This window comes from Candidatus Allofournierella merdipullorum (genome assembly GCF_048426865.1).
In the GTDB taxonomy this organism is placed as follows: domain Bacteria; phylum Bacillota; class Clostridia; order Oscillospirales; family Ruminococcaceae; genus Allofournierella_A; species Allofournierella_A merdipullorum.
Map to the genome: position 1 here is coordinate 1 of NZ_DBFNWJ010000046.1, position 16,826 is coordinate 16,826.

At 62.0% G+C, this 16,826-nt stretch carries 19 protein-coding genes and 1 tRNA gene; 12 read left to right on the forward strand and 8 right to left on the reverse strand.

Features of this window, described 5'->3' with window-relative positions; translation table 11 throughout:
* Nucleotides 1–397: 397 nt before the first annotated feature.
* Nucleotides 398–474, reverse strand: a tRNA-Arg gene (locus tag ACMNAY_RS08310).
* 431 nt (nucleotides 475–905) lie between these two features.
* Between ACMNAY_RS08310 and ACMNAY_RS08315 the strand changes: the two genes are divergently transcribed.
* Complete coding sequence (locus ACMNAY_RS08315) at nucleotides 906–1,700, forward strand: ZIP family metal transporter (RefSeq protein ID WP_418719074.1); 795 nt, start codon at nucleotides 906–908, stop codon at nucleotides 1,698–1,700.
* 53 nt (nucleotides 1,701–1,753) lie between these two features.
* On the opposite strand, the gene ACMNAY_RS08320 is transcribed toward ACMNAY_RS08315, so the two are convergent.
* From ACMNAY_RS08320 to ACMNAY_RS08330, 3 genes are read right to left on the reverse strand one after another with little or no spacing between them, the layout of a single operon-like run.
* Nucleotides 1,754–2,401 (reverse strand): ABC-2 transporter permease, encoded by a 648-nt coding sequence (locus tag ACMNAY_RS08320; protein WP_394968028.1) that lies wholly within the window; start codon nucleotides 2,399–2,401, stop codon nucleotides 1,754–1,756.
* Complete coding sequence (locus ACMNAY_RS08325; RefSeq protein WP_418719075.1) at nucleotides 2,398–3,252, reverse strand: ABC transporter ATP-binding protein; 855 nt, start codon at nucleotides 3,250–3,252, stop codon at nucleotides 2,398–2,400. The genes ACMNAY_RS08320 and ACMNAY_RS08325 overlap by 4 nt, the downstream gene beginning before the upstream one ends.
* A 3-nt stretch (nucleotides 3,253–3,255) precedes the next feature.
* The gene (locus ACMNAY_RS08330; RefSeq protein ID WP_394968032.1) at nucleotides 3,256–3,630 is read right to left on the reverse strand and encodes a GntR family transcriptional regulator; all 375 of its coding nucleotides are present in this window, start codon (nucleotides 3,628–3,630) and stop codon (nucleotides 3,256–3,258) included.
* Nucleotides 3,631–3,792: 162 nt separating this feature from the next.
* Here ACMNAY_RS08330 and ACMNAY_RS08335 point away from each other — a divergent pair, with 162 nt between their 5' ends.
* The 6 genes from ACMNAY_RS08335 to ACMNAY_RS08360 all read left to right on the forward strand — a co-directional run bounded on the left by ACMNAY_RS08335 (nucleotide 3,793) and on the right by ACMNAY_RS08360 (nucleotide 9,223).
* Complete coding sequence (locus tag ACMNAY_RS08335) at nucleotides 3,793–4,446, forward strand: response regulator transcription factor (RefSeq protein WP_418719076.1); 654 nt, start codon at nucleotides 3,793–3,795, stop codon at nucleotides 4,444–4,446.
* Nucleotides 4,447–5,853, forward strand: a complete 1,407-nt coding sequence (locus ACMNAY_RS08340) for a sensor histidine kinase (RefSeq protein WP_418719077.1) — start codon at nucleotides 4,447–4,449, stop codon at nucleotides 5,851–5,853.
* Complete coding sequence (locus ACMNAY_RS08345; RefSeq protein WP_418719078.1) at nucleotides 5,850–6,524, forward strand: hypothetical protein; 675 nt, start codon at nucleotides 5,850–5,852, stop codon at nucleotides 6,522–6,524. The genes ACMNAY_RS08340 and ACMNAY_RS08345 overlap by 4 nt, the downstream gene beginning before the upstream one ends.
* Before the next feature lie 109 nt (nucleotides 6,525–6,633).
* A complete protein-coding gene (locus ACMNAY_RS08350) occupies nucleotides 6,634–7,305 on the forward strand; it encodes a hypothetical protein (protein ID WP_418719079.1) in 672 nt (223 codons plus the stop codon).
* Entirely contained in the window at nucleotides 7,302–7,919 is a 618-nt protein-coding gene (locus ACMNAY_RS08355) for a hypothetical protein (protein ID WP_418719080.1), read from the forward strand. The genes ACMNAY_RS08350 and ACMNAY_RS08355 overlap by 4 nt, the downstream gene beginning before the upstream one ends.
* Nucleotides 7,920–7,951: 32 nt before the next feature.
* Nucleotides 7,952–9,223 (forward strand): hypothetical protein, encoded by a 1,272-nt coding sequence (locus ACMNAY_RS08360; protein WP_418719081.1) that lies wholly within the window; start codon nucleotides 7,952–7,954, stop codon nucleotides 9,221–9,223.
* Nucleotides 9,224–9,281: 58 nt separating this feature from the next.
* On the opposite strand, the gene ACMNAY_RS08365 is transcribed toward ACMNAY_RS08360, so the two are convergent.
* From ACMNAY_RS08365 to ACMNAY_RS08380, 4 genes are read right to left on the reverse strand one after another with little or no spacing between them, the layout of a single operon-like run.
* Complete coding sequence (locus ACMNAY_RS08365; protein WP_418719088.1) at nucleotides 9,282–10,655, reverse strand: aldehyde dehydrogenase; 1,374 nt, start codon at nucleotides 10,653–10,655, stop codon at nucleotides 9,282–9,284.
* A gap of 5 nt (nucleotides 10,656–10,660) precedes the next feature.
* The gene (locus ACMNAY_RS08370; RefSeq protein ID WP_418719082.1) at nucleotides 10,661–11,845 is read right to left on the reverse strand and encodes an iron-containing alcohol dehydrogenase; all 1,185 of its coding nucleotides are present in this window, start codon (nucleotides 11,843–11,845) and stop codon (nucleotides 10,661–10,663) included.
* A 13-nt stretch (nucleotides 11,846–11,858) separates the two neighbouring features.
* Nucleotides 11,859–12,356, reverse strand: a complete 498-nt coding sequence (locus ACMNAY_RS08375) for a hypothetical protein (RefSeq protein ID WP_418719083.1) — start codon at nucleotides 12,354–12,356, stop codon at nucleotides 11,859–11,861.
* Between the two features lie 47 nt (nucleotides 12,357–12,403).
* Nucleotides 12,404–12,781, reverse strand: a complete 378-nt coding sequence (locus ACMNAY_RS08380) for a hypothetical protein (protein ID WP_394968046.1) — start codon at nucleotides 12,779–12,781, stop codon at nucleotides 12,404–12,406.
* Nucleotides 12,782–12,977: 196 nt separating this feature from the next.
* Here ACMNAY_RS08380 and ACMNAY_RS08385 point away from each other — a divergent pair, with 196 nt between their 5' ends.
* Genes ACMNAY_RS08385 through ACMNAY_RS08405 form a run of 5 tightly spaced genes read left to right on the forward strand, consistent with a single transcriptional unit; the run spans nucleotide 12,978 to nucleotide 16,635 of the window.
* Nucleotides 12,978–13,673, forward strand: coding sequence for an L-ribulose-5-phosphate 4-epimerase (locus ACMNAY_RS08385; protein ID WP_418719084.1), 696 nt, complete (start codon nucleotides 12,978–12,980; stop codon nucleotides 13,671–13,673).
* A gap of 18 nt (nucleotides 13,674–13,691) precedes the next feature.
* Nucleotides 13,692–14,351, forward strand: a complete 660-nt coding sequence (gene fsa, locus ACMNAY_RS08390; protein ID WP_418719085.1) for a fructose-6-phosphate aldolase — start codon at nucleotides 13,692–13,694, stop codon at nucleotides 14,349–14,351.
* 1 nt (nucleotide 14,352) lies between these two features.
* Nucleotides 14,353–15,204 (forward strand): transketolase, encoded by an 852-nt coding sequence (locus tag ACMNAY_RS08395; protein ID WP_418719086.1) that lies wholly within the window; start codon nucleotides 14,353–14,355, stop codon nucleotides 15,202–15,204.
* The gene (locus ACMNAY_RS08400; protein ID WP_418719087.1) at nucleotides 15,201–16,139 is read left to right on the forward strand and encodes a transketolase family protein; all 939 of its coding nucleotides are present in this window, start codon (nucleotides 15,201–15,203) and stop codon (nucleotides 16,137–16,139) included. Before ACMNAY_RS08395 ends, ACMNAY_RS08400 begins: the two co-directional genes overlap by 4 nt.
* A 16-nt stretch (nucleotides 16,140–16,155) precedes the next feature.
* Nucleotides 16,156–16,635 carry a YbaK/EbsC family protein gene (locus tag ACMNAY_RS08405; protein ID WP_394968056.1) on the forward strand — a complete coding sequence of 160 codons (480 nt, stop codon included), beginning with the start codon at nucleotides 16,156–16,158 and terminating at the stop codon, nucleotides 16,633–16,635.
* Nucleotides 16,636–16,826: the final 191 nt, after the last annotated feature.

Consider the following 16,826-nt stretch of genomic DNA (forward strand, 5'->3'; position numbering starts at 1 on the left):
GCAACGTAGGAGTCAAGACTTTTTCCAAATATTTATCTGATGAAACTTCCGATTTCCTGCTTCCTCTAATCCCGGCGGTTGATTTTAGAAATCTAAAATTTCGCCACCTGATTTTCTAACGCCTTTAGAAATCCGCCCTCCGGTCTTTTCTTTCGTCATAGCAGTTCTGGGTATCATATTTCAGATTTCTGAGGCGATAGGGGGGATTTATCACAGATTTACACCCAGATACACCAGTGAACACGAAAACACGCGCCATTTTTAGCGGAATCACCAGTTCAGGGCGTTTTTCCTCATTAGATAAAAGCCCTGTTTTTTTAGCACTTTATCAACGAAGCCTCTTTTTTATTAGAAGAAACGCGGAAGATTTCGTGAAAAATCTTCCGCGATAGTGCGCTGGCGTCCCTGACTGGATTCGAACCAGCGGCCTTCCGCTTAGGAGGCGGACGCTCTATCCTGCTGAGCTACAGAGACATCTATGAAATTTCCTTGATTTTACGCGGTTTTTCACGGTTCGTCCAAGGTGACGATCTATATTTCAGAGGGAAAATCCATTAGAAAAACGGTCATTTTGCTAATGGGTTTTTGCCCCTTGAAAGCAATTTGCTTAAAAATGTTCCTCTTCCCCGGCGTTAGAAAAACGCCGAATTCGCGACTCCATTCGAACCGGACTTCAAATTTCAAAAAATCATTTGGCCCGTGATAAACATATTCTTAGGAGGCGAACGCTCTATCCATCTGAGCTACAGAGACGTATGACGCTTACATATTATAACTGCTTTTGGGCGGCAAATCAAGTTGAAATGCGCGCGGCGGTAGTGTATAGTGAAAGCAGCGCCGCCCCCGGCGAGAAAGGGCGGCAGGGAATAACGCGGCGTTTCGCCGCGCGTGAAAAGGAGAACCATATGCTGCAACGAGAGTTGTATTTTGCCTTGCTGGGCACCGGGGCCACCTGCCTTGCCACCGTGCTGGGTGCGGGTACCGTATTCCTATTTAAAAAGGATATGGGCGCCGGGCTGCAGCGGGCGTTTCTGGGATTTGCCGCCGGGGTGATGATCGCCGCGTCGGTGTGGTCGCTGCTCATCCCCGCCATGGAGATGGCCGAGGAGCAGGGCCAGAGCGCTTTGCTGGCCGCCGGTGGCGGTTTTGTGCTGGGCGGCGTCTTTCTGATGCTGCTGGACCGCCTGATGCCCCATCTGCACATCGGCAGCGACGAGCCGGAGGGCCTGCCCGCCCACCTCAAGCGCACCACCATGGTGGTGCTGGCGGTGACGCTGCACAACATCCCTGAGGGTATGGCTGTGGGCCTGGCCTTCGCAGTGGCTGCCCGGGACGGCGGCGCAGCGGCTCTGCCCGGCGCGGTGGCGCTGGCCATCGGCATGGGGCTGCAGAACTTCCCCGAGGGCGCGGCCATCAGCCTGCCCCTGCGCGGGCAGGGCGTGAGCCGGGGCAAGGCCTTCGTCTGCGGGGCGCTGTCCGGTGTGGTGGAGCCGGTGTTCGGCTTGCTCACCGTGCTGGCGGCGAGCAGCGTGGCAGGTATGATGCCCTGGGTCCTGGCCTTTGCTGCCGGCGCCATGATCTATGTAGTGGTGGAGGAACTCATTCCCGAAGCCCATCTGGGCGAGCATTCCCATGTGGGTACCGGCAGCGTGATGCTGGGCTTTCTGGTGATGATGCTGCTGGACGTGGCTCTGGGCTGAATCTTTACGGCAAAAAGCGCCGCCTGCCGAAACGCAGGCGGCGCTTTGCCTTTTCAAAATTCCTTTTTCTCGTAAATGCGGCAGCTGACCAGCCAGCAGACCAGGCAGATCACCACCGCCGCGGCGGTGATGACGGAGAAGCCGGGAACGAGGGAAGTTTCCATCCAGCCGAACAGGCCGTTCAAAACAGATTCGGCGCCGCCGCCCAGGCTGGCGGCGGCAAGGATGGCGCCGCCGGCAACGCCCACCAGCAACAGCATGGCGCTGCGGGCTTTGTCCGGACCGAAAGCATAGGTGAGGGGGATGGTCAGCGCAAAGTAGATGATCAGGATCAGGGTCACCAGCAGGCTGGCCAGGATACTCTCGGCGATGGGCTCGCCGTTCAGCAGATGCGCCACCGGAGCCGTGACCAGGCTGTAAACAAAGCCCGCGGCGATGCAGAGGCCCAGCAGCAGGAACTTGGCGGTCACCACCGTTTTGCGGCTCACCGGCAGGGTGGCGGCGTAGAAATCCCAGCGGCAGGCGTTGTCCACATTGAACAGACTCATCACATAAAAGCCGTACATCCAGCTCATCAGGGTGAAAAAGCTGGTCATCTTAAGCGCGATGCCCAGCACGGTGTAGAGCACCAGCACAAGAAAGAAGTTCTTCATATAGACCCGCCGCAGAATGAGCAGATCCTTTTTCAGCAGGCCGATCATACGCTTCTCCTTTCCGAATAGAACTGCATGATGTCATCCAGGGAGGGTTTATCCAGCACCGCGTCCGGCAGAAGGGCCGCGGCGGCGCGGCGGTCGTTCACCAGAGCCGCCTGCCCGAAGGCGTTGGCGCGGGTCGCAACCACCAGTTCAGCGGGCAGGGCGGCAATTTGCTGGGCGCCGGCACGCAGCACGCCGTATTCCTCCAACAGCAGGTCGGTCTCCTTTTCAAAGAGGATGCGCCCTTTTTGAATATACACGATGTAGTCCGCCGCTTTTTCCAGGTCGGCGGTGATGTGGCTGCTCAGCAACACGCTGTGCTCCTCGTCCTGGATGAAGCGGCGCAAAAGGTCCAAAATTTCGGCGCGCATCACCGGGTCCAGCCCGCTGGTGGCTTCGTCCAGCAGGAGCAGCCTGGGGTGGTGGGCCAGCGCCGCCGCCAGCCGCAGCTTCATCCGCATGCCCCGGCTGAAATCCTTCATCTTTTTGGCGGGGGACAGTTCAAATTCCGCCAGCAGCTGCCGGTAATACTCCTTGTCAAAGCCGGGCTGGATGGACGCAAGGCAGCTGCCCACCTCGGCGGGACTGAGTACTTCGTAGAAAAAGGCGTCCTCGAACACTGCGCCCACCTGGGCCAGCGTTTTGGTGTGGCCCGCGGGCTTGCCCAGCACGGTCACCTCGCCGCCGTCCGGGCGCAGGGTGCCCAGGATGGCCCGCATGGTGGTGGTTTTGCCCGCGCCGTTCTCGCCGATGAAGCCAACGATGCTCCCGGCGGGCACGGTGAAGCTGACGTCTTGCAGCTGGAAGTCGGGGTAGCGCTTGCACAGGCCGCGCACCTCAATGACGTTTTCCATGGTTCATTCTCCCTCTGACAGCAGTTTAAGTGTTTCCAGCACCTCCGAACGGGTCACACCGCCCGCCGCCGCCACGTCCAGCGCCTGGTTCAGCAGCTCTTCCACTTTTTTGAGGGTGGCCTCGCGATGAAGCTCCGGGTCTGCGGCGGCCACAAAGCTGCCCTTGCCGGGCACCGTGTGGATGAAACCCGCGGCTTCCAGGTCCTCGTAGGCCCGCTTGGTGGTGATGACGCTGATGCCCAGCTCCTTCGCCAGAAAGCGGATGCTGGGCAGAGCCTCTCCCTCTGCCAGCTTGCCGGCGAGGATGGCGGCTTTGATTTGGTCGGTGATCTGTTCGTAAATGGGTTTGGCGCCGGAATTGCTGATGTAGATCTCCATCAGTGTTCCTCGTTTCCTTGAATTTGCCGGACTGTACATATCCGACATATACAGTATATACACGGTATACACAGTTGTCAAGAGGAATACCATAAAAATTCGGGCGGATACGCTCCGGATACAACTTTGGAATACTTTTTATAAAAAGGAGGCAGGGAGAGCATGGCAAAAATTCTGATCGTGGATGACGAAGCGGCCATCGCGGACCTCATTCAGCTGACGCTGACCCAGGCGGGACACGAGTGCGAAACGGCGATGAGCGGAAACGAGGCGGCGGACAAGCTGGAGAAAGAGCGGTACGATCTGGTGCTGCTGGACGTGATGTTGCCCCAGATCAGCGGCTTTGAGCTGATGGAATATCTCGCGCCCACCGGAACGCCGGTGATTTTTCTCACGGCAAAGGGGGCGCTGGCGGACCGGGTGCGGGGGCTGCGGCTGGGGGCGGATGACTACATCGTGAAGCCCTTCGAACCGATGGAGCTTATTGCCCGGGCGGAGGCAGTGCTGCGCCGCAGCGGGCGGCTGGGCGCGGTGCGGGTGTTCGGGCTGGAGGTGGACCCGGCGGGCCGCATCGTGAAGCGGAACGGTCAGCCGGTGGCGTTGACGCCACGGGAGTTCGACCTGTTTTTGCTTTTGGTGCGCAACCGGGGGCTGGCGCTCTACCGGGACGTGATTTATGAACGGGTGTGGGGCGACATTGCCGAGGACGACACCCGTACCCTGGACCTGCACATCCAGCGGCTGCGCAAGAAGCTGGGGCTGCAAAAAGAGATACGCACGGTGTATAAAATCGGGTATATGCTGGAGGCGGAGTGAATGAAGTTTTCCCACAAGCTGGCGCTGGCCATGCTGGCGCTGCTGGCGGTGGTGCTGAACGCGGGTGCGGCCTGGCTGGTGCGCAGCAGCTTTGACAGCCAGCTGGCTGCGGCCCAGCGGCAGAACGAGGCACACCACCAGCGGGACGCCTACGGCGTGAAGATGGCGTTGATCGAGGCGGGGGCCGGCCCCTATGATACCGACCTGCTGAAGGAGTACGGCCGGCGGCTGCAAAGCTACGGCGGAACCGGCGGCGAGTGGATGGCCCTTTACAACGGCAGCGGGTTTTCCGTCTGGTCCAGCCTGCCGGAGGTTATCACTGCCGCCGACCAGCGGGCGGCGCTGACGGCGGGGGACACCGCCGTGACCTATTTAAATACCGGGGACGGGGTGTTCCAGCTCTACGCCACCAAGGTGGAACAGGCGGCGGGGAGCGCCTGGGTGCTGAACGCCTACGACGTGACGGGCCTGTTTGAGGCCCGGGACGATTTGCTGTGGGGCTTCGCCCGGGTGGAGGGGGCAGCCTTCGCCGCGCTGGTGGTGCTGGTGTTGGCCATGAGCCGGATGCTCACCCGTCCGGTGGCCCGGCTGGAGGAAGCGGCCCGGCGCATCGCCGCCGGTGCCTACGACGAGCGCACGGCCCTGAAAGGAGAGGATGAACTGGCGGACCTGAGCCGCAGTTTTGACCGGATGGCCCAGGCGGTGCAGCAGAAGGTGGAACAGCTGGATCTGTCGGTGCGCCAGCGGGACGACTTTGTGGCGGCTTTTACCCATGAGCTCAAGACCCCCATCACCAGCATGATGGGTTACGCATCGCTGCTGCGCTCCGGCGAGCTGCCGCCCGAGCAGAGGAAAAAGGCGGCGGACTACATCTACCACGAGACAAAGCGGCTGGAGGTATTGAGCCAGAAGCTGATGGTGTTCATGGAACTGGAACACACCGGTGAACTGGCGCTGGAGCCGCTGGAACTGAAAACGCTGGAGGCGCGGCTGCGGCGTATCCGCCCGCCCGAGGCAAAAACGGAACTGGTGTTCGAGGGCCTTGAGGGCATTGCGGTGCTGGCCCAGCCGGACCTTGTGCTGGCGCTGGTGCAGAACCTTGTGAGCAACGCCGAGCGGGCCGACCCGGCGGACGGGAAAGCGACCCTAACCGCCGAGGCCCAAGAAGGCCGGGTGACGCTGGCGGTGAAGGACAAGGGCCGGGGCATCCCGGCCGGGGAACTGGCCCGGGTGACGGAACCCTTTTATATGGTGGACCGTTCCCGTGCCCGGGCACAGAATGGCAGCGGCTTCGGGCTTGCCCTTTGCGCCCGCATCGCGCGGCTCCATGGAGGGGAACTTGCCATCGAGAGCGAAGTGGGCAAAGGTACCACCGTGCGGTTTGAGCTGCAGGAGGCGGGGAGATGAAACGATGGCTGAAAAGCGCCGGACTCTGGCTTTTGGTGCTGGCGCTGGCGGCGGGCAGTATGGCTCTGCCCTGGATGGTGTGCGAGGCTTATGACCGGGAGCTTTTTGCCCAGCCCCGTACACGCCCGGCCACCGATCTTGCATTGAGCGCGGCGGCACGGGAAAACGGGTTTGTGAGCCAGCTCTACGAGCGGCAGAACCTGCTGGGCGGCTGGAGCGAAGGCTGGGAGCCTCTTGCAGAAGAAGAGGCCGATGCGGCGGCGGAAAACGCCAGGGAGACGCTGATGGAACTGATGACGTTGGAAAATCTGCCCGATGGGGCGAGGCAGACGGTGGGCGAAGCGCTGACGCAGAGCAGCCGTGGCCAGGGCTGGCGGGACGAGATGGGCTTTGTGCGGGTGCGGCTGGGAGATGTGTACCTCATCACCGAGCCGGTGACGGGCCTGCCCGCGCGCCTTTCAATCTACGGCCTGGCGGATGCGCCCGCCGACCCTATGGCGCTGTTGGAGGAATGGCGCACTTTGCTGGGGGTGGACGTGCTGCCCGACTGGGAGGAAACCGAAACGGTGCAGGCGGGGGCGACAGAACTGCGCTCGGCACAGGGGCGGCTGCGGCTGCAGGTCTGCGCCGCCCACGAGACATTTTTGCTGGAAGCGGCATCTTTTTCCTAAAGTGAAACATTCCGGCTGCAAGTCGGATAAAAGCAGGGGCTACAATGAGGGCAGCAACAGGGCAGGGATGTGGTACAAACTCTGCCCCGAAAAAGGAGGCTGTTCAAAAATGGAACGGTTTTTGAAACAATGCACCCGGGCTGCGCTGGGCGTGGCGCTGGCAGCGGTTTTATTGGCGGGCTGTGCCGGGCAGGAGGCGGGGCAGAGCGCGTCCGCTCCGCCGATGAGCGAAAGCGCGGCCCGGACCGATGGGGCCGCTGTGGAGCAGCTGCTAAAGGGGGAACATACCCTCACCGCGCTGCCGACGGGGTATATGGACACGCCGCTGACGCAGACCGGCCAGGGCCTGTATGAATTTGTGAATCTGACGGACCGGTATCTTCTTTGTTATGTGGACTACGCTGCCGGCACCCGCACGCCCCTGTGCGACGTAGCGGGCTGCGCCCACGCAGATGAAAGCTGCCCGGCCTTTTCGCCATATTATCGCAATGTGGGCATGGCGGGCGACTGGGTACTCACCAGCGGCACGAACGCGGACGGCACAGGTTCGCTGGACGCTCGCAGGATGGACGGCAGTGGAAAAAGGACCCTGATCACCGGCGCTGAGGGCGATTCGCTCTATCCCTGGGGATTTGCCCTGGAAGGGGACAAGGTGTGGCTGGCCAGAGATGGCAAGGCGATGCTGCTGGACCCGGCTACCGGCGAGACGGAGACGTGGGCGGACATCCCCCCCCGCTTTTTACAAATGTGGGAGTACTGGGCTCGGGGGTGCTGCGTGTGACCTCTAATGCGGAGAAACTGGTGGAAGAGAATTACCAGCCCACCGGCGATCTGCTGGCGGATGAACGGCAGGAACAGGAGATTCGCGCCCAGGCCACCGTGACCCTTTCCGCCTGGGACCCCCGCACCGGCGGGGAAGTGCCGCTGACGATCTGGAACAATGGGGAATGGCGGTTCATGCGTGTCTGGAACGACAGGGTCATTCTGTTCAGCGAAGCGCAGGGCTGCTTTGAGGCCCGGGACCTGATCACCGGCGAGACAAAGGTGCTGGCGGAAAACTGGCCGGCGGAGCAGAGGGTACAGGCCGCTTATATATGGGACGGACACCTGATGGTTGAGACCAGTTGGGAGCCGGAGCCGGACAACAGCGACACTTGGAAAGAGTGCATGTTCGCGCTGGACCTGGAAAGTGGAGAGCTGACCGAGATCACTCTGCGCAATCGCGGAGGACAGGGAACCGCGCTGCCCCGTATCATGGGCGAGAGTGAGGACAAATTCTATGTGGTTTGCTTCACAGCTTCGGAAGAAGCTCCGCAAAGTGTGATGGCTATGATCCCCAAGGCGGACTACTATGCCGGGGTGGACTCGATGGTGCCCATTAAAGATGTGTTCTGATGAAAGTGCGCGGAAAAGGAGGCTGTGCAACAATGGAACAGTTATTAAAACAATGCACCCGGGCTGCGCTGGGCGTGACGTTGGCAGCGGTTTTATTGGCGGGTTGTGCCGGGCAGGAGGCGGGACAGAGCGTATCCGCTCCGCCGATGAGCGAAAGCGAGACCCAGACCGACGGGGCCGCCGTGGAGCAGCTGCTGAACGGGGAGCGTACCCTCACTGCGGCGCCAAGTGGATACCTGGGGGAGCTGTTGGCGCAAAACGGACAGGGAGACTACAGAGTTTTCGATCGTCTTCTCTGCTACACCGACTATACCACCGGCACCCGGACACCTTTGTGTGATGCGGTGGGCTGCACCCACAAGGATGAGAACTGTCCGGCATTCACGCCTTACTTCCGCGAGGTGGCTTTGGCGGGGGACTGGGTGCTCACCTGCGGACGGGACGAGGATGGGACCTATTCGCTGGATGTGCGCAGACCGGATGGCGGCGACAAAAAGGTGCTGTTCAGTGGCTTGGGAAAAATCTCTTTTCATCCCTTGGGCGCATCTGTGGAAGGGGATAGGATATGGCTGGCGATGGAGGGGAAAGCGGTGCTGCTGGACCCGGAAACCGGCGAGACCGAAGAGGGGGCGGAACTGCCCGAGGAGTTTGCCAGCGGGGCAGCTTTTGGCTCGGGCCTGCTGCATGGTTTCAGCGATGGAAAGGAACTGCTGGAAGAGTATCACCAGCCCTCCGGCGACTTGAAGACGGATATGCAGCAGCAAGAGGAGATCCTTTCTGAAACGACATTCACGGTCACCGTTTGGGATCCCCGCACTGGCGAGGAAGTGCCGCTGTTGAGCTGGGACAATGGGAAGTGGCAGTCGCTCTCCTGCTGGAACAACAAGGAGATCCTGTTCAGTAAGGCACAGGGCCGCTTTGAAGCTTGGGACCTTGCCACCGGTGAAACAACGGTACTTGCTGAGAACTGGCCGGAAAATCAGTTTATTGTCGTCGGCTGCGTATGGGACGATCATCTGATGCTGGAAACGATGTGGAAGGCAGAGCCGGACAACATTGACACGTGGAGAGAATGCTTGTTTGCGCTGGACCTTGTGAGCGGTGAACTGACCGAGATCACCCTGCGCAACCATGGAGGCTGGGGCACCACGTTGCCCCGCATTATGGGTGAAAGCGAGGATATGTTCTATGTCATCTCCCACGGGATGGATACGGAATACATGACGGAAGAAATGGCGCTGATCTCCAAAGCGGATTACTACGCCGGGGTGGACTCGATGAAGCCCATCAAAGATATGTTCTGATAATAAAGTGCCCCCGGGCCGCGAATCGCGGCCCGGGGGCACTCTGCGTTTTAAAAACTTATTTCAGGAACATCCGCACCATTTTCTCGTTCTTTTTGGTGTAGGGCATATACCGCATGGGCAGGTCCAGCCAAAGGGCCTTTTTCACGATGCTCTTTTCGTGGCTGAAAGCGTCGAAGCTGCGCTTGCCGTGGTAGTTGCCCATGCCGCTCTGGCCCACGCCGCCAAAGCCCATGTCGTGGGTGGCAAGGTGGATAATGGTGTCGTTGACGCACCCGCCGCCAAAGCTGCACCGGGCCAGCACCTTTTGCTCCACCGCCGGGTCTTTGGTGAAGAGGTAGAGAGCCAGCGGCTTCTCCCGCCCGTTCACAAAGGCGATGGCTTCGTCCATGCCCTCCACCGGGATGAGAGGCAGGATGGGCCCGAAAATCTCCTCCTGCATGGGCTTGCAGTCGGCGGTGCCCTCCACAAGGGTGGGCTCGATCCAGCTGGAGACTTCGTCCGCCCGGCTTTGGCCGCCCGCCAGGATGGTCTCGCCCTCCAAAAGGCCGGTGACGCGCTCAAAGTGCTTGCGGTTGATGATGCGCACATAGTCCGGGTTGTGCAGCGGGTCCGGCCCCAGCATGGCGGCAAACTGTTTTTTTAACTCTTCCACCAGCTGGTCCTTCACCGTGCGGTCCACCAGAACATAGTCCGGCGCGACGCAGGTCTGGCCTGCGTTGAGCACCTTGCCGAAGGCCAGGCGCTTGGCGGTGAGGGGAATGTCGGCGGTCTTATCCACCAGCACCGGGCTTTTGCCGCCCAGTTCCAGAATGACCGGGGTCAGCCAATGGCTGGCCTTTTCCATCACCAGCTTGCCCACCGTCACGCCGCCGGTAAAGAAGATGAAGTCAAAGCGCTGGTCCAAAAGGGCCGAGTTCTCCTTGCGGCCGCCCTCCACCACCGTGACCCAGCCGGGGTCGAAGGTGTCGGCAATGAGCTTCGCCATGGCCGCGCTGGTGGCCGGGGCGTAGGCGCTGGGCTTCAAGACCACGCAGTTGCCCGCCGCCACCGCGCCGATGACCGGGTCCATGCTGAGCAGGAAGGGGTAGTTCCAGGGGGCCATCACCAGCGTTACGCCGTAGGGCTCGGACAGGATAAAGCTCTTGGCGGAAAACTGGGACATGGGGGTGCGGGCCCGTTTGGGTTTTGCCCAGGCGGGCAGCTTTTTGACGGCGTGGCCCACTTCGTCCAGCACCATGCCGATTTCGGCCATATAGCTTTCAAAACCGCTCTTGTTCAGGTCCTGCTTCATGGCGGCCTGCAGATCCTTTTCCGCGGCGCGGATGTTGGCTTGCAGACGCTTCAGAGCGTCCACGCGGGCGCTCACCGGCAGGGTGGCGCCGGTGGCGAAAAAGTCTCGCTGACGTTTGACGATGGATTCGATGTCCATGCTTGTCACCACACTTTCTCCAGAATGGCCAGCACCTGCTCAAAGGAGGCCTGGCGGGGATTGACGATCATGGCGCCGTCGTCCAAAGCGGTGCGGGCCACCGCCTCGAAGGCGCTCTTTTCCACCCGGCCGGTATCCCGCAGGGTGACGGGCAGGCCGCAGGTGTCGTGCAGGCGGCGGCGCAGCGCGTCCACCGCGCCGATGGCCGCGGCGGCCCGGTCGGGAGCGGGGGTGGCGGCGTACTCCTCCGGCCCGGTCAGTGCCAGCAGCAGCTCGCCGTAGCGGGTGCCGCACACCGGGAGGTTGAATTCCATCACCGCCGGCAGCAGGATGGTCATGGCGTCGCCGTGGGCCACCCGGCACACGCCGCCCAGGGCGTGGCCGATGGCGTGCACCAGACCCACCATACTGTTGGAAAAGGCCGCCCCCGCCAGCAGGCTGGCATTGGCCATGGCAAGGCGGGCGGCTTTGTTCTGCCCGTTTTCCACCGCGGCGGGCAGGTTCTGCATCACAAGGCCCATGGCCCTTTCGGCAAAGGCGTCGCTCACCGGGTTGCGCTGCAAACAGCTGGCCGCTTCGATGGCGTGGCACAAAGTGTCCATGCCGGTGGAAGCGGTGATGCGGGGCGGCAGGCTGGCGGTCATGCGCACGTCCAGCACCGCCGCGTCGGGCAGCAGGTGATAGCTAATGAACTCCATCTTCACGTGCTTTTCCGGATTTGCCACCACGGCCACCAGCGTGGCCTCGCTGCCGGTTCCGGAGGTGGTGGGCACCGCGATGAAGGGCACGTGGTTCCCGCGGCCCAGCACCTCGCAGCCGGTGTTCTGCAAAAGGTCACCGCTGCCCTGGGCCAGCACCATACCCACGCCCTTGGCGGTGTCGATGACGCTGCCGCCGCCCACGGCCACCAGGCCGTCGCAGTTCTTCTCGCGGAAAAAGGCGGCGATCTCGTTCACCGTCTGGATGGAGGAGTCCGGCGGGATGCGGCAGAACTGCGCCGCGAAGGCGCCGCCGCCCTGGGCCATGGCCCCCTCCACGGTGGCCACCGCGCCTGCTTTCACGAGGCCCTCGTCGGAAAGAAGCAGGGGCCGGTTGCTGCCCAGGGCCTCCAGCTCGTGGGGGATGTGTTCCAGCGCGCCGTCGCCCGAAAGAATTTTTGCGGGCAGTTTGAATTCATAATAACTCGGCATCAAAACGACCTCCTTACCGGCCCAGCAGCACCGCGCCGTAGAGCCGCAGGCTGCTCAGCTGCTTTTCGGGCAGTTCCTTCAGAATGCTCTTTGCCCAGAAGGGCGGGAAGAGATACCCCTCCGCCAAATCTACACAGCGCACGAAACCCATGGTCTCGCTCACGTTGCCCTGCACGGTGAAGCGGTGCTGGGCGTAGGCCGAGGCCACGCCCATCTGGCCGGTGAAGACGTAAAAGGCGTCCCGTACACTTTTGAAACGGATGAGGATGTCCGGCGCGGGGGCGCTTTTCAGCCGGGAGAGGCGTTTGCCCCGCCGGGCGATGTACAGCGCCGGGCCGCCGGGCACTTCCAGCCCCAGCACCCGTTCCTCGGGCCAGGGGGCGATCTCGGCGGCGACGCGGCTGTCCCGCACCGCGAGGGCGTTCAGCGCCCGGAACAGGAAAAACAGAACCACCCGGCACACCGTGCGCTGGACGCCGGCGGCAAAGCGGTGGCGAAAACGGACACGCATGGGCAAACCCTCCTTTTTCAGTAATAAAAAGACCCGCGGCGGGGCGCTCAGCGGCCTGCCAGCCGGTGCAGCAGCATCCGCAGACGGGTATAACCGTTTTTTTCGTCCAGTTTGAGGTCCGCGGCCGGTTCCCATTTCCAGCGGGCATCGTCAAAATAGAGCACGCCGTCCTCCGCTTTGGTCAGGCGGCGGGGCAGGGCGGATTCTTCCACCAGCGGGTCGAAGGGCTCTTTATATGTAAGGGAACCGTCCGGCGAAAGAGAAGCCCAAACGCCGAACACGTAGCAGGCGCCTTCGCCGTAGCAATAGCGCTCGAAGCGGACTTTTCCGTCACAGTAAAACAGCATACAGTCGCGGTATTTGTTCAGATATTCCTTTTCGTACCGCCTGCCGCAGCCTTTGCCCGCCAGCTCTTTTGCATCCATGCATCCGGCCTCCTTTATACATTCTGTGATTTCAGTATAGCATGGGCCGGACGGGGGTGTAAAGCAACTGGAAAAGTTAAGTTTTTCACGGCGCGGACACGCAAAAACAGGCGCATTTTGTGTGGACGGGCGGGGGGCTTGTGTGGTACAATCAAGGGGTGGGTCACGGACCCGGACGAGAGGAGTGTGGGTGCTGATGCTCGAAACGCTGAAACAGGCGGTGTGGGCGGCAAACATGGAGCTGCCCCGGCGGGGCCTCGTGGTTTACACCTGGGGCAATGTGTCCGGCATCGACCGGGAAAAGGGCCTGGTGGTCATCAAGCCCTCCGGCGTGGAATACGAGCAGCTCACCCCTGAAAAACTGGTGGTGCTGGACCTGGAAGGGCACATCGTGGAGGGGAAACTGAATCCCTCCAGCGACACCAAAACCCATCTGGAATTGTACAAGGCTTTTCCGGCGCTGGGCGGCATCGTGCACACCCACAGCCCCTATGCGGCGGCCTGGGCCCAGGCGGGGGAGGACATTCCCTGCTACGGCACCACCCACGCCGATTATTTTTACGGCCCGGTGCCCTGCACCCGCGGCCTGACCAAAGAAGAACTGGACGAGGACTACGAAAGGAACACCGGTAAGGTCGTTGTGGAGACCTTTACGGGCCGGGGCATCGACCCGGTGCATATGCCGGCGGTCATCTGCCGCAGCCACGGGCCCTTTGCCTGGGGCAAGACGGCGGCCGAGGCGGTGTATCACGCGGCGGTGCTGGAAGAGGTGGCGAAAATGGCGCTGCTGACCCGGCAGGTGAAGCGGGACGCCGAGGCCGCCCCCGCCCACGTGGTGGAAAAGCATTTTATGCGCAAGCACGGACCGAACGCCTATTACGGGCAAAAATAAAAAGGGAGGAATGAGGAAATGAAGTTCTTTATCGACACGGCGAACGTGGACGAAATTCGCGCGGCGAACGACATGGGCGTCATCGCGGGCGTGACCACGAACCCCAGCCTCATCGCCAAAGAGGGACGGGACTACGCCGAGACGCTGGCGGAAATCGCCTCCATCGTGGACGGACCCATCTCCGGCGAGGTGAAAGCCACCACCACCGACGCGGCGGGCATGATCGAGGAAGGCCGCGCCATCTACGCCCTGGACCCGAAGCACATGGTCGTGAAGATCCCCATGACCGCCGAGGGCCTGAAGGCCATCAAGGTGCTCTCCGCCGAGGGCATCCCCACCAACTGCACGCTGATCTTCTCCGCCAACCAGGCGCTGCTGGCGGCGCGGGCGGGCGCGACCTATGTGTCGCCCTTCCTGGGGCGGCTGGATGACATCAGCCAGCCGGGCATCGACCTCATCCAGACCATCAGCGCGATTTTCAACAATTACCCGGACCTGCACTGCGAGATCATCGCGGCCAGCGTGCGCAATCCCATCCATGTGACCGACTGCGCCCTGGCGGGGGCGGACATCGCAACGGTGCCCTTCAAGGTCATCCAGCAGATGACGAAGCACCCGCTGACAGATTCGGGCATTGAGAAGTTCAAAGCAGACTATGTAAAGGTGTTTGGTGAATGATATGACAAGACAAGAAGAACTCACGCTGAAAAAACTTGCCTGCAAGGCGCGCATGGGCGTGCTGACCTCCACCCACGGGGCCAAAGCGGGCCATCCGGGCGGTAGCCTTTCCGCCGCTGACGCGCTGACCTACCTTTATTTCAAGGAGATGAAGGTGGACCCTGCCGATCCCAAGGCCGAGGGCCGAGACCGGTTCGTGCTCTCCAAGGGACACGCCGCGCCGGGGCTGTACTCCGTGCTGGCGCTGCGGGGCTTTTTCCCGGTGGAGGACCTGCCCACCCTGCGCCACACCGACAGCTACCTGCAGGGCCACCCCAACATGAACATGGTGCCGGGCGTGGATATGTCCACCGGCAGCCTGGGCCAGGGCATTTCCGCGGCCTGCGGCATGGCGCTGGCAGCCAAGTACAAAAAGCAGGATAGCCGCGTTTACGCTCTGCTGGGCGACGGCGAGCTGCAGGAGGGCGAAGTGTGGGAGGCCTCCATGTTCGCCGCCCACTACAAGCTGGACAACCTGTGCGTTCTGGCGGACCTGAACGGTCTGCAGATCGACGGCGCGGTGGCCGACGTGATGAACCCCGGCCCGGTGGACGAGAAGTTCAAGGCCTTCGGGATCTTTGTTCAGGTCATCGACGGCCACAGCTTTGAGGCGCTGGAAGCGGCCTTTGCCGCTGCCCGTGCCGAGAAGGGCCGGCCCAGCGCCATCCTGCTCAAGACCACTAAGGGCAAGGGCGTGAGCTATATGGAGAACAACGTGGGCTGGCACGGCAAGGCCCCGAACGACGCGGAGTATGAACAGGGCATGGCGGAACTGACCGCCGCGCTTGAAGAACTGGAGGGGGAGACGGTATGAGCGAAGTGAAGACCATCGCTACCCGCGACAGCTACGGCGCCGCGCTGGTGGAACTGGGCAAGGAGCATGAGGATCTGGTGGTTCTGGACGCGGACCTGGCGGCCGCAACCAAGACCGGCGTTTTCAAAAAGGCGTTCCCGGAGCGCCATTTCGACTGCGGCATCGCCGAGCAGAACATGATCGGCGTGGCGGCGGGCATGGCGGCGGCGGGCCTTGTGCCGTTCGCTTCCAGCTTTGCCATGTTCGCCGCGGGACGTGCCTTTGAGCAGGTGCGCAACTCGGTGGGCTACCCCCATCTGAACGTGAAGATCGGCGCCACCCACGGCGGCATCTCCGTGGGCGAGGACGGCGCTTCCCACCAGTGCTGCGAGGACTTTGCGCTGATGCGCTCCATCCCCGGCATGGTGGTGCTGTGCCCGGCGGACGACGTGGAAGCCAAGGCCGCGGTGAAGGCCGCTTACGAGCACGAGGGCCCCGTTTACCTGCGTTTTGGCCGTCTGGCGGTGCCGGTGTTCCACGACGAGGCCAATTACAAATTCGAAATCGGCAAGGGCGAAGTGCTGCGGGACGGCGACGACCTGGCCATCCTGGCCACCGGCCTTGAGACCGCCGAGGCGCTGAAGGCTGCCGAGCAGCTGGCCGCCGAGGGCGTGAACGCCCGGGTCATCAACCTGTGCAGCATCAAACCCCTGGACACCGAACTGGTGCTGAAGGCCGCCCGCGAGTGCGGCAAGGTGGTCACCTGTGAGGAGCACAGCATCATCGGTGGTCTGGGCGAAGCGGTGTGCGCCGCCATTGCCGAGGCGGGCGTGGCCTGCAAGGTCAAGCGCGTGGGCGTGAAGGACGAGTTTGGCCATTCCGGCCCCGCCAAGGAGCTGCTGACCCAGTTCGGGCTGGACGCCGCGGGCATCGCCAAGGCCTGCCGCGAAGTGTAAAAAGGGGAGAAAGGCAATGTCCATTGAACGGGTGAAAGGGTATTTTGCGTCGGTGGGGCTTGCGGACCGGGTGCGGGAGTTCGACGTCTCCAGCGCCACGGTGGAGCTGGCCGCGCTGGCATTGGGCTGCGAAGGCAAACGCATCGCCAAGACCCTCTCCTTTATGGGCCCGGCGGGGCCGCTGCTGGTGGTTGCCGCCGGCGACGCCCGCATCGACAACCCGAAATTCAAGGCGCAGTTCGGCCTCAAGGCCAAGATGCTCACCCCCGAGCAGGCGGTGGAGCTGGTGGGCCATGCGGTGGGGGGCGTGTGCCCCTTCGCCGTGAACGAAGGCGTGGAAGTGTGGCTGGACGAATCCCTCAAGCGGTTCGAGACGGTGTTCCCCGCCTGCGGCAGTTCCAACAGCGCCATTGAGCTGACCATCCCCGAGTTGGAGCGGTATGCCGCGCCGAAAGGCTGGGTGGACGTGTGCAAGGGCTGGAACGATCCTGCCTGACCCCGAAAAACAAAACAAAGAAAGCCGCCCCCGTGCATCGCACGGGGGCGGCTTTTTGTATATCGAAAACCACTCGCTAGGCGAGTGGTTCAAAAGAAGACTAATGTCGATAATGGGAAAAGAAAAACTCCCTTTGCTATACTGGGAGTGCGGTCTGCCAACTGCACAAGCAAGCAAAGGGAGGTCATTCA

Bases quoted from the DNA above. Each gene is read 5' to 3' on its own strand.
- ACMNAY_RS08315 (WP_418719074.1), top strand. From the start codon at position 906: ATGCTGCAACGAGAGTTGTATTTTGCCTTGCTGGGCACCGGGGCCACC.
- ACMNAY_RS08405 (WP_394968056.1), top strand. From the start codon at position 16,156: ATGTCCATTGAACGGGTGAAAGGGTATTTTGCGTCGGTGGGGCTTGCG.
- ACMNAY_RS08345 (WP_418719078.1), top strand. From the start codon at position 5,850: ATGAAACGATGGCTGAAAAGCGCCGGACTCTGGCTTTTGGTGCTGGCG.
- ACMNAY_RS08330 (WP_394968032.1), bottom strand. From the start codon at position 3,630: ATGGAGATCTACATCAGCAATTCCGGCGCCAAACCCATTTACGAACAG.
- ACMNAY_RS08380 (WP_394968046.1), bottom strand. From the start codon at position 12,781: ATGGATGCAAAAGAGCTGGCGGGCAAAGGCTGCGGCAGGCGGTACGAA.
- ACMNAY_RS08340 (WP_418719077.1), top strand. From the start codon at position 4,447: ATGAAGTTTTCCCACAAGCTGGCGCTGGCCATGCTGGCGCTGCTGGCG.
- ACMNAY_RS08350 (WP_418719079.1), top strand. From the start codon at position 6,634: ATGGAACGGTTTTTGAAACAATGCACCCGGGCTGCGCTGGGCGTGGCG.
- ACMNAY_RS08385 (WP_418719084.1), top strand. From the start codon at position 12,978: ATGCTCGAAACGCTGAAACAGGCGGTGTGGGCGGCAAACATGGAGCTG.
- fsa (WP_418719085.1), top strand. From the start codon at position 13,692: ATGAAGTTCTTTATCGACACGGCGAACGTGGACGAAATTCGCGCGGCG.
- ACMNAY_RS08365 (WP_418719088.1), bottom strand. From the start codon at position 10,655: ATGGACATCGAATCCATCGTCAAACGTCAGCGAGACTTTTTCGCCACC.
- ACMNAY_RS08320 (WP_394968028.1), bottom strand. From the start codon at position 2,401: ATGATCGGCCTGCTGAAAAAGGATCTGCTCATTCTGCGGCGGGTCTAT.
- ACMNAY_RS08395 (WP_418719086.1), top strand. From the start codon at position 14,353: ATGACAAGACAAGAAGAACTCACGCTGAAAAAACTTGCCTGCAAGGCG.
- ACMNAY_RS08335 (WP_418719076.1), top strand. From the start codon at position 3,793: ATGGCAAAAATTCTGATCGTGGATGACGAAGCGGCCATCGCGGACCTC.
- ACMNAY_RS08375 (WP_418719083.1), bottom strand. From the start codon at position 12,356: ATGCGTGTCCGTTTTCGCCACCGCTTTGCCGCCGGCGTCCAGCGCACG.
- ACMNAY_RS08360 (WP_418719081.1), top strand. From the start codon at position 7,952: ATGGAACAGTTATTAAAACAATGCACCCGGGCTGCGCTGGGCGTGACG.
- ACMNAY_RS08325 (WP_418719075.1), bottom strand. From the start codon at position 3,252: ATGGAAAACGTCATTGAGGTGCGCGGCCTGTGCAAGCGCTACCCCGAC.
- ACMNAY_RS08400 (WP_418719087.1), top strand. From the start codon at position 15,201: ATGAGCGAAGTGAAGACCATCGCTACCCGCGACAGCTACGGCGCCGCG.
- ACMNAY_RS08370 (WP_418719082.1), bottom strand. From the start codon at position 11,845: ATGCCGAGTTATTATGAATTCAAACTGCCCGCAAAAATTCTTTCGGGC.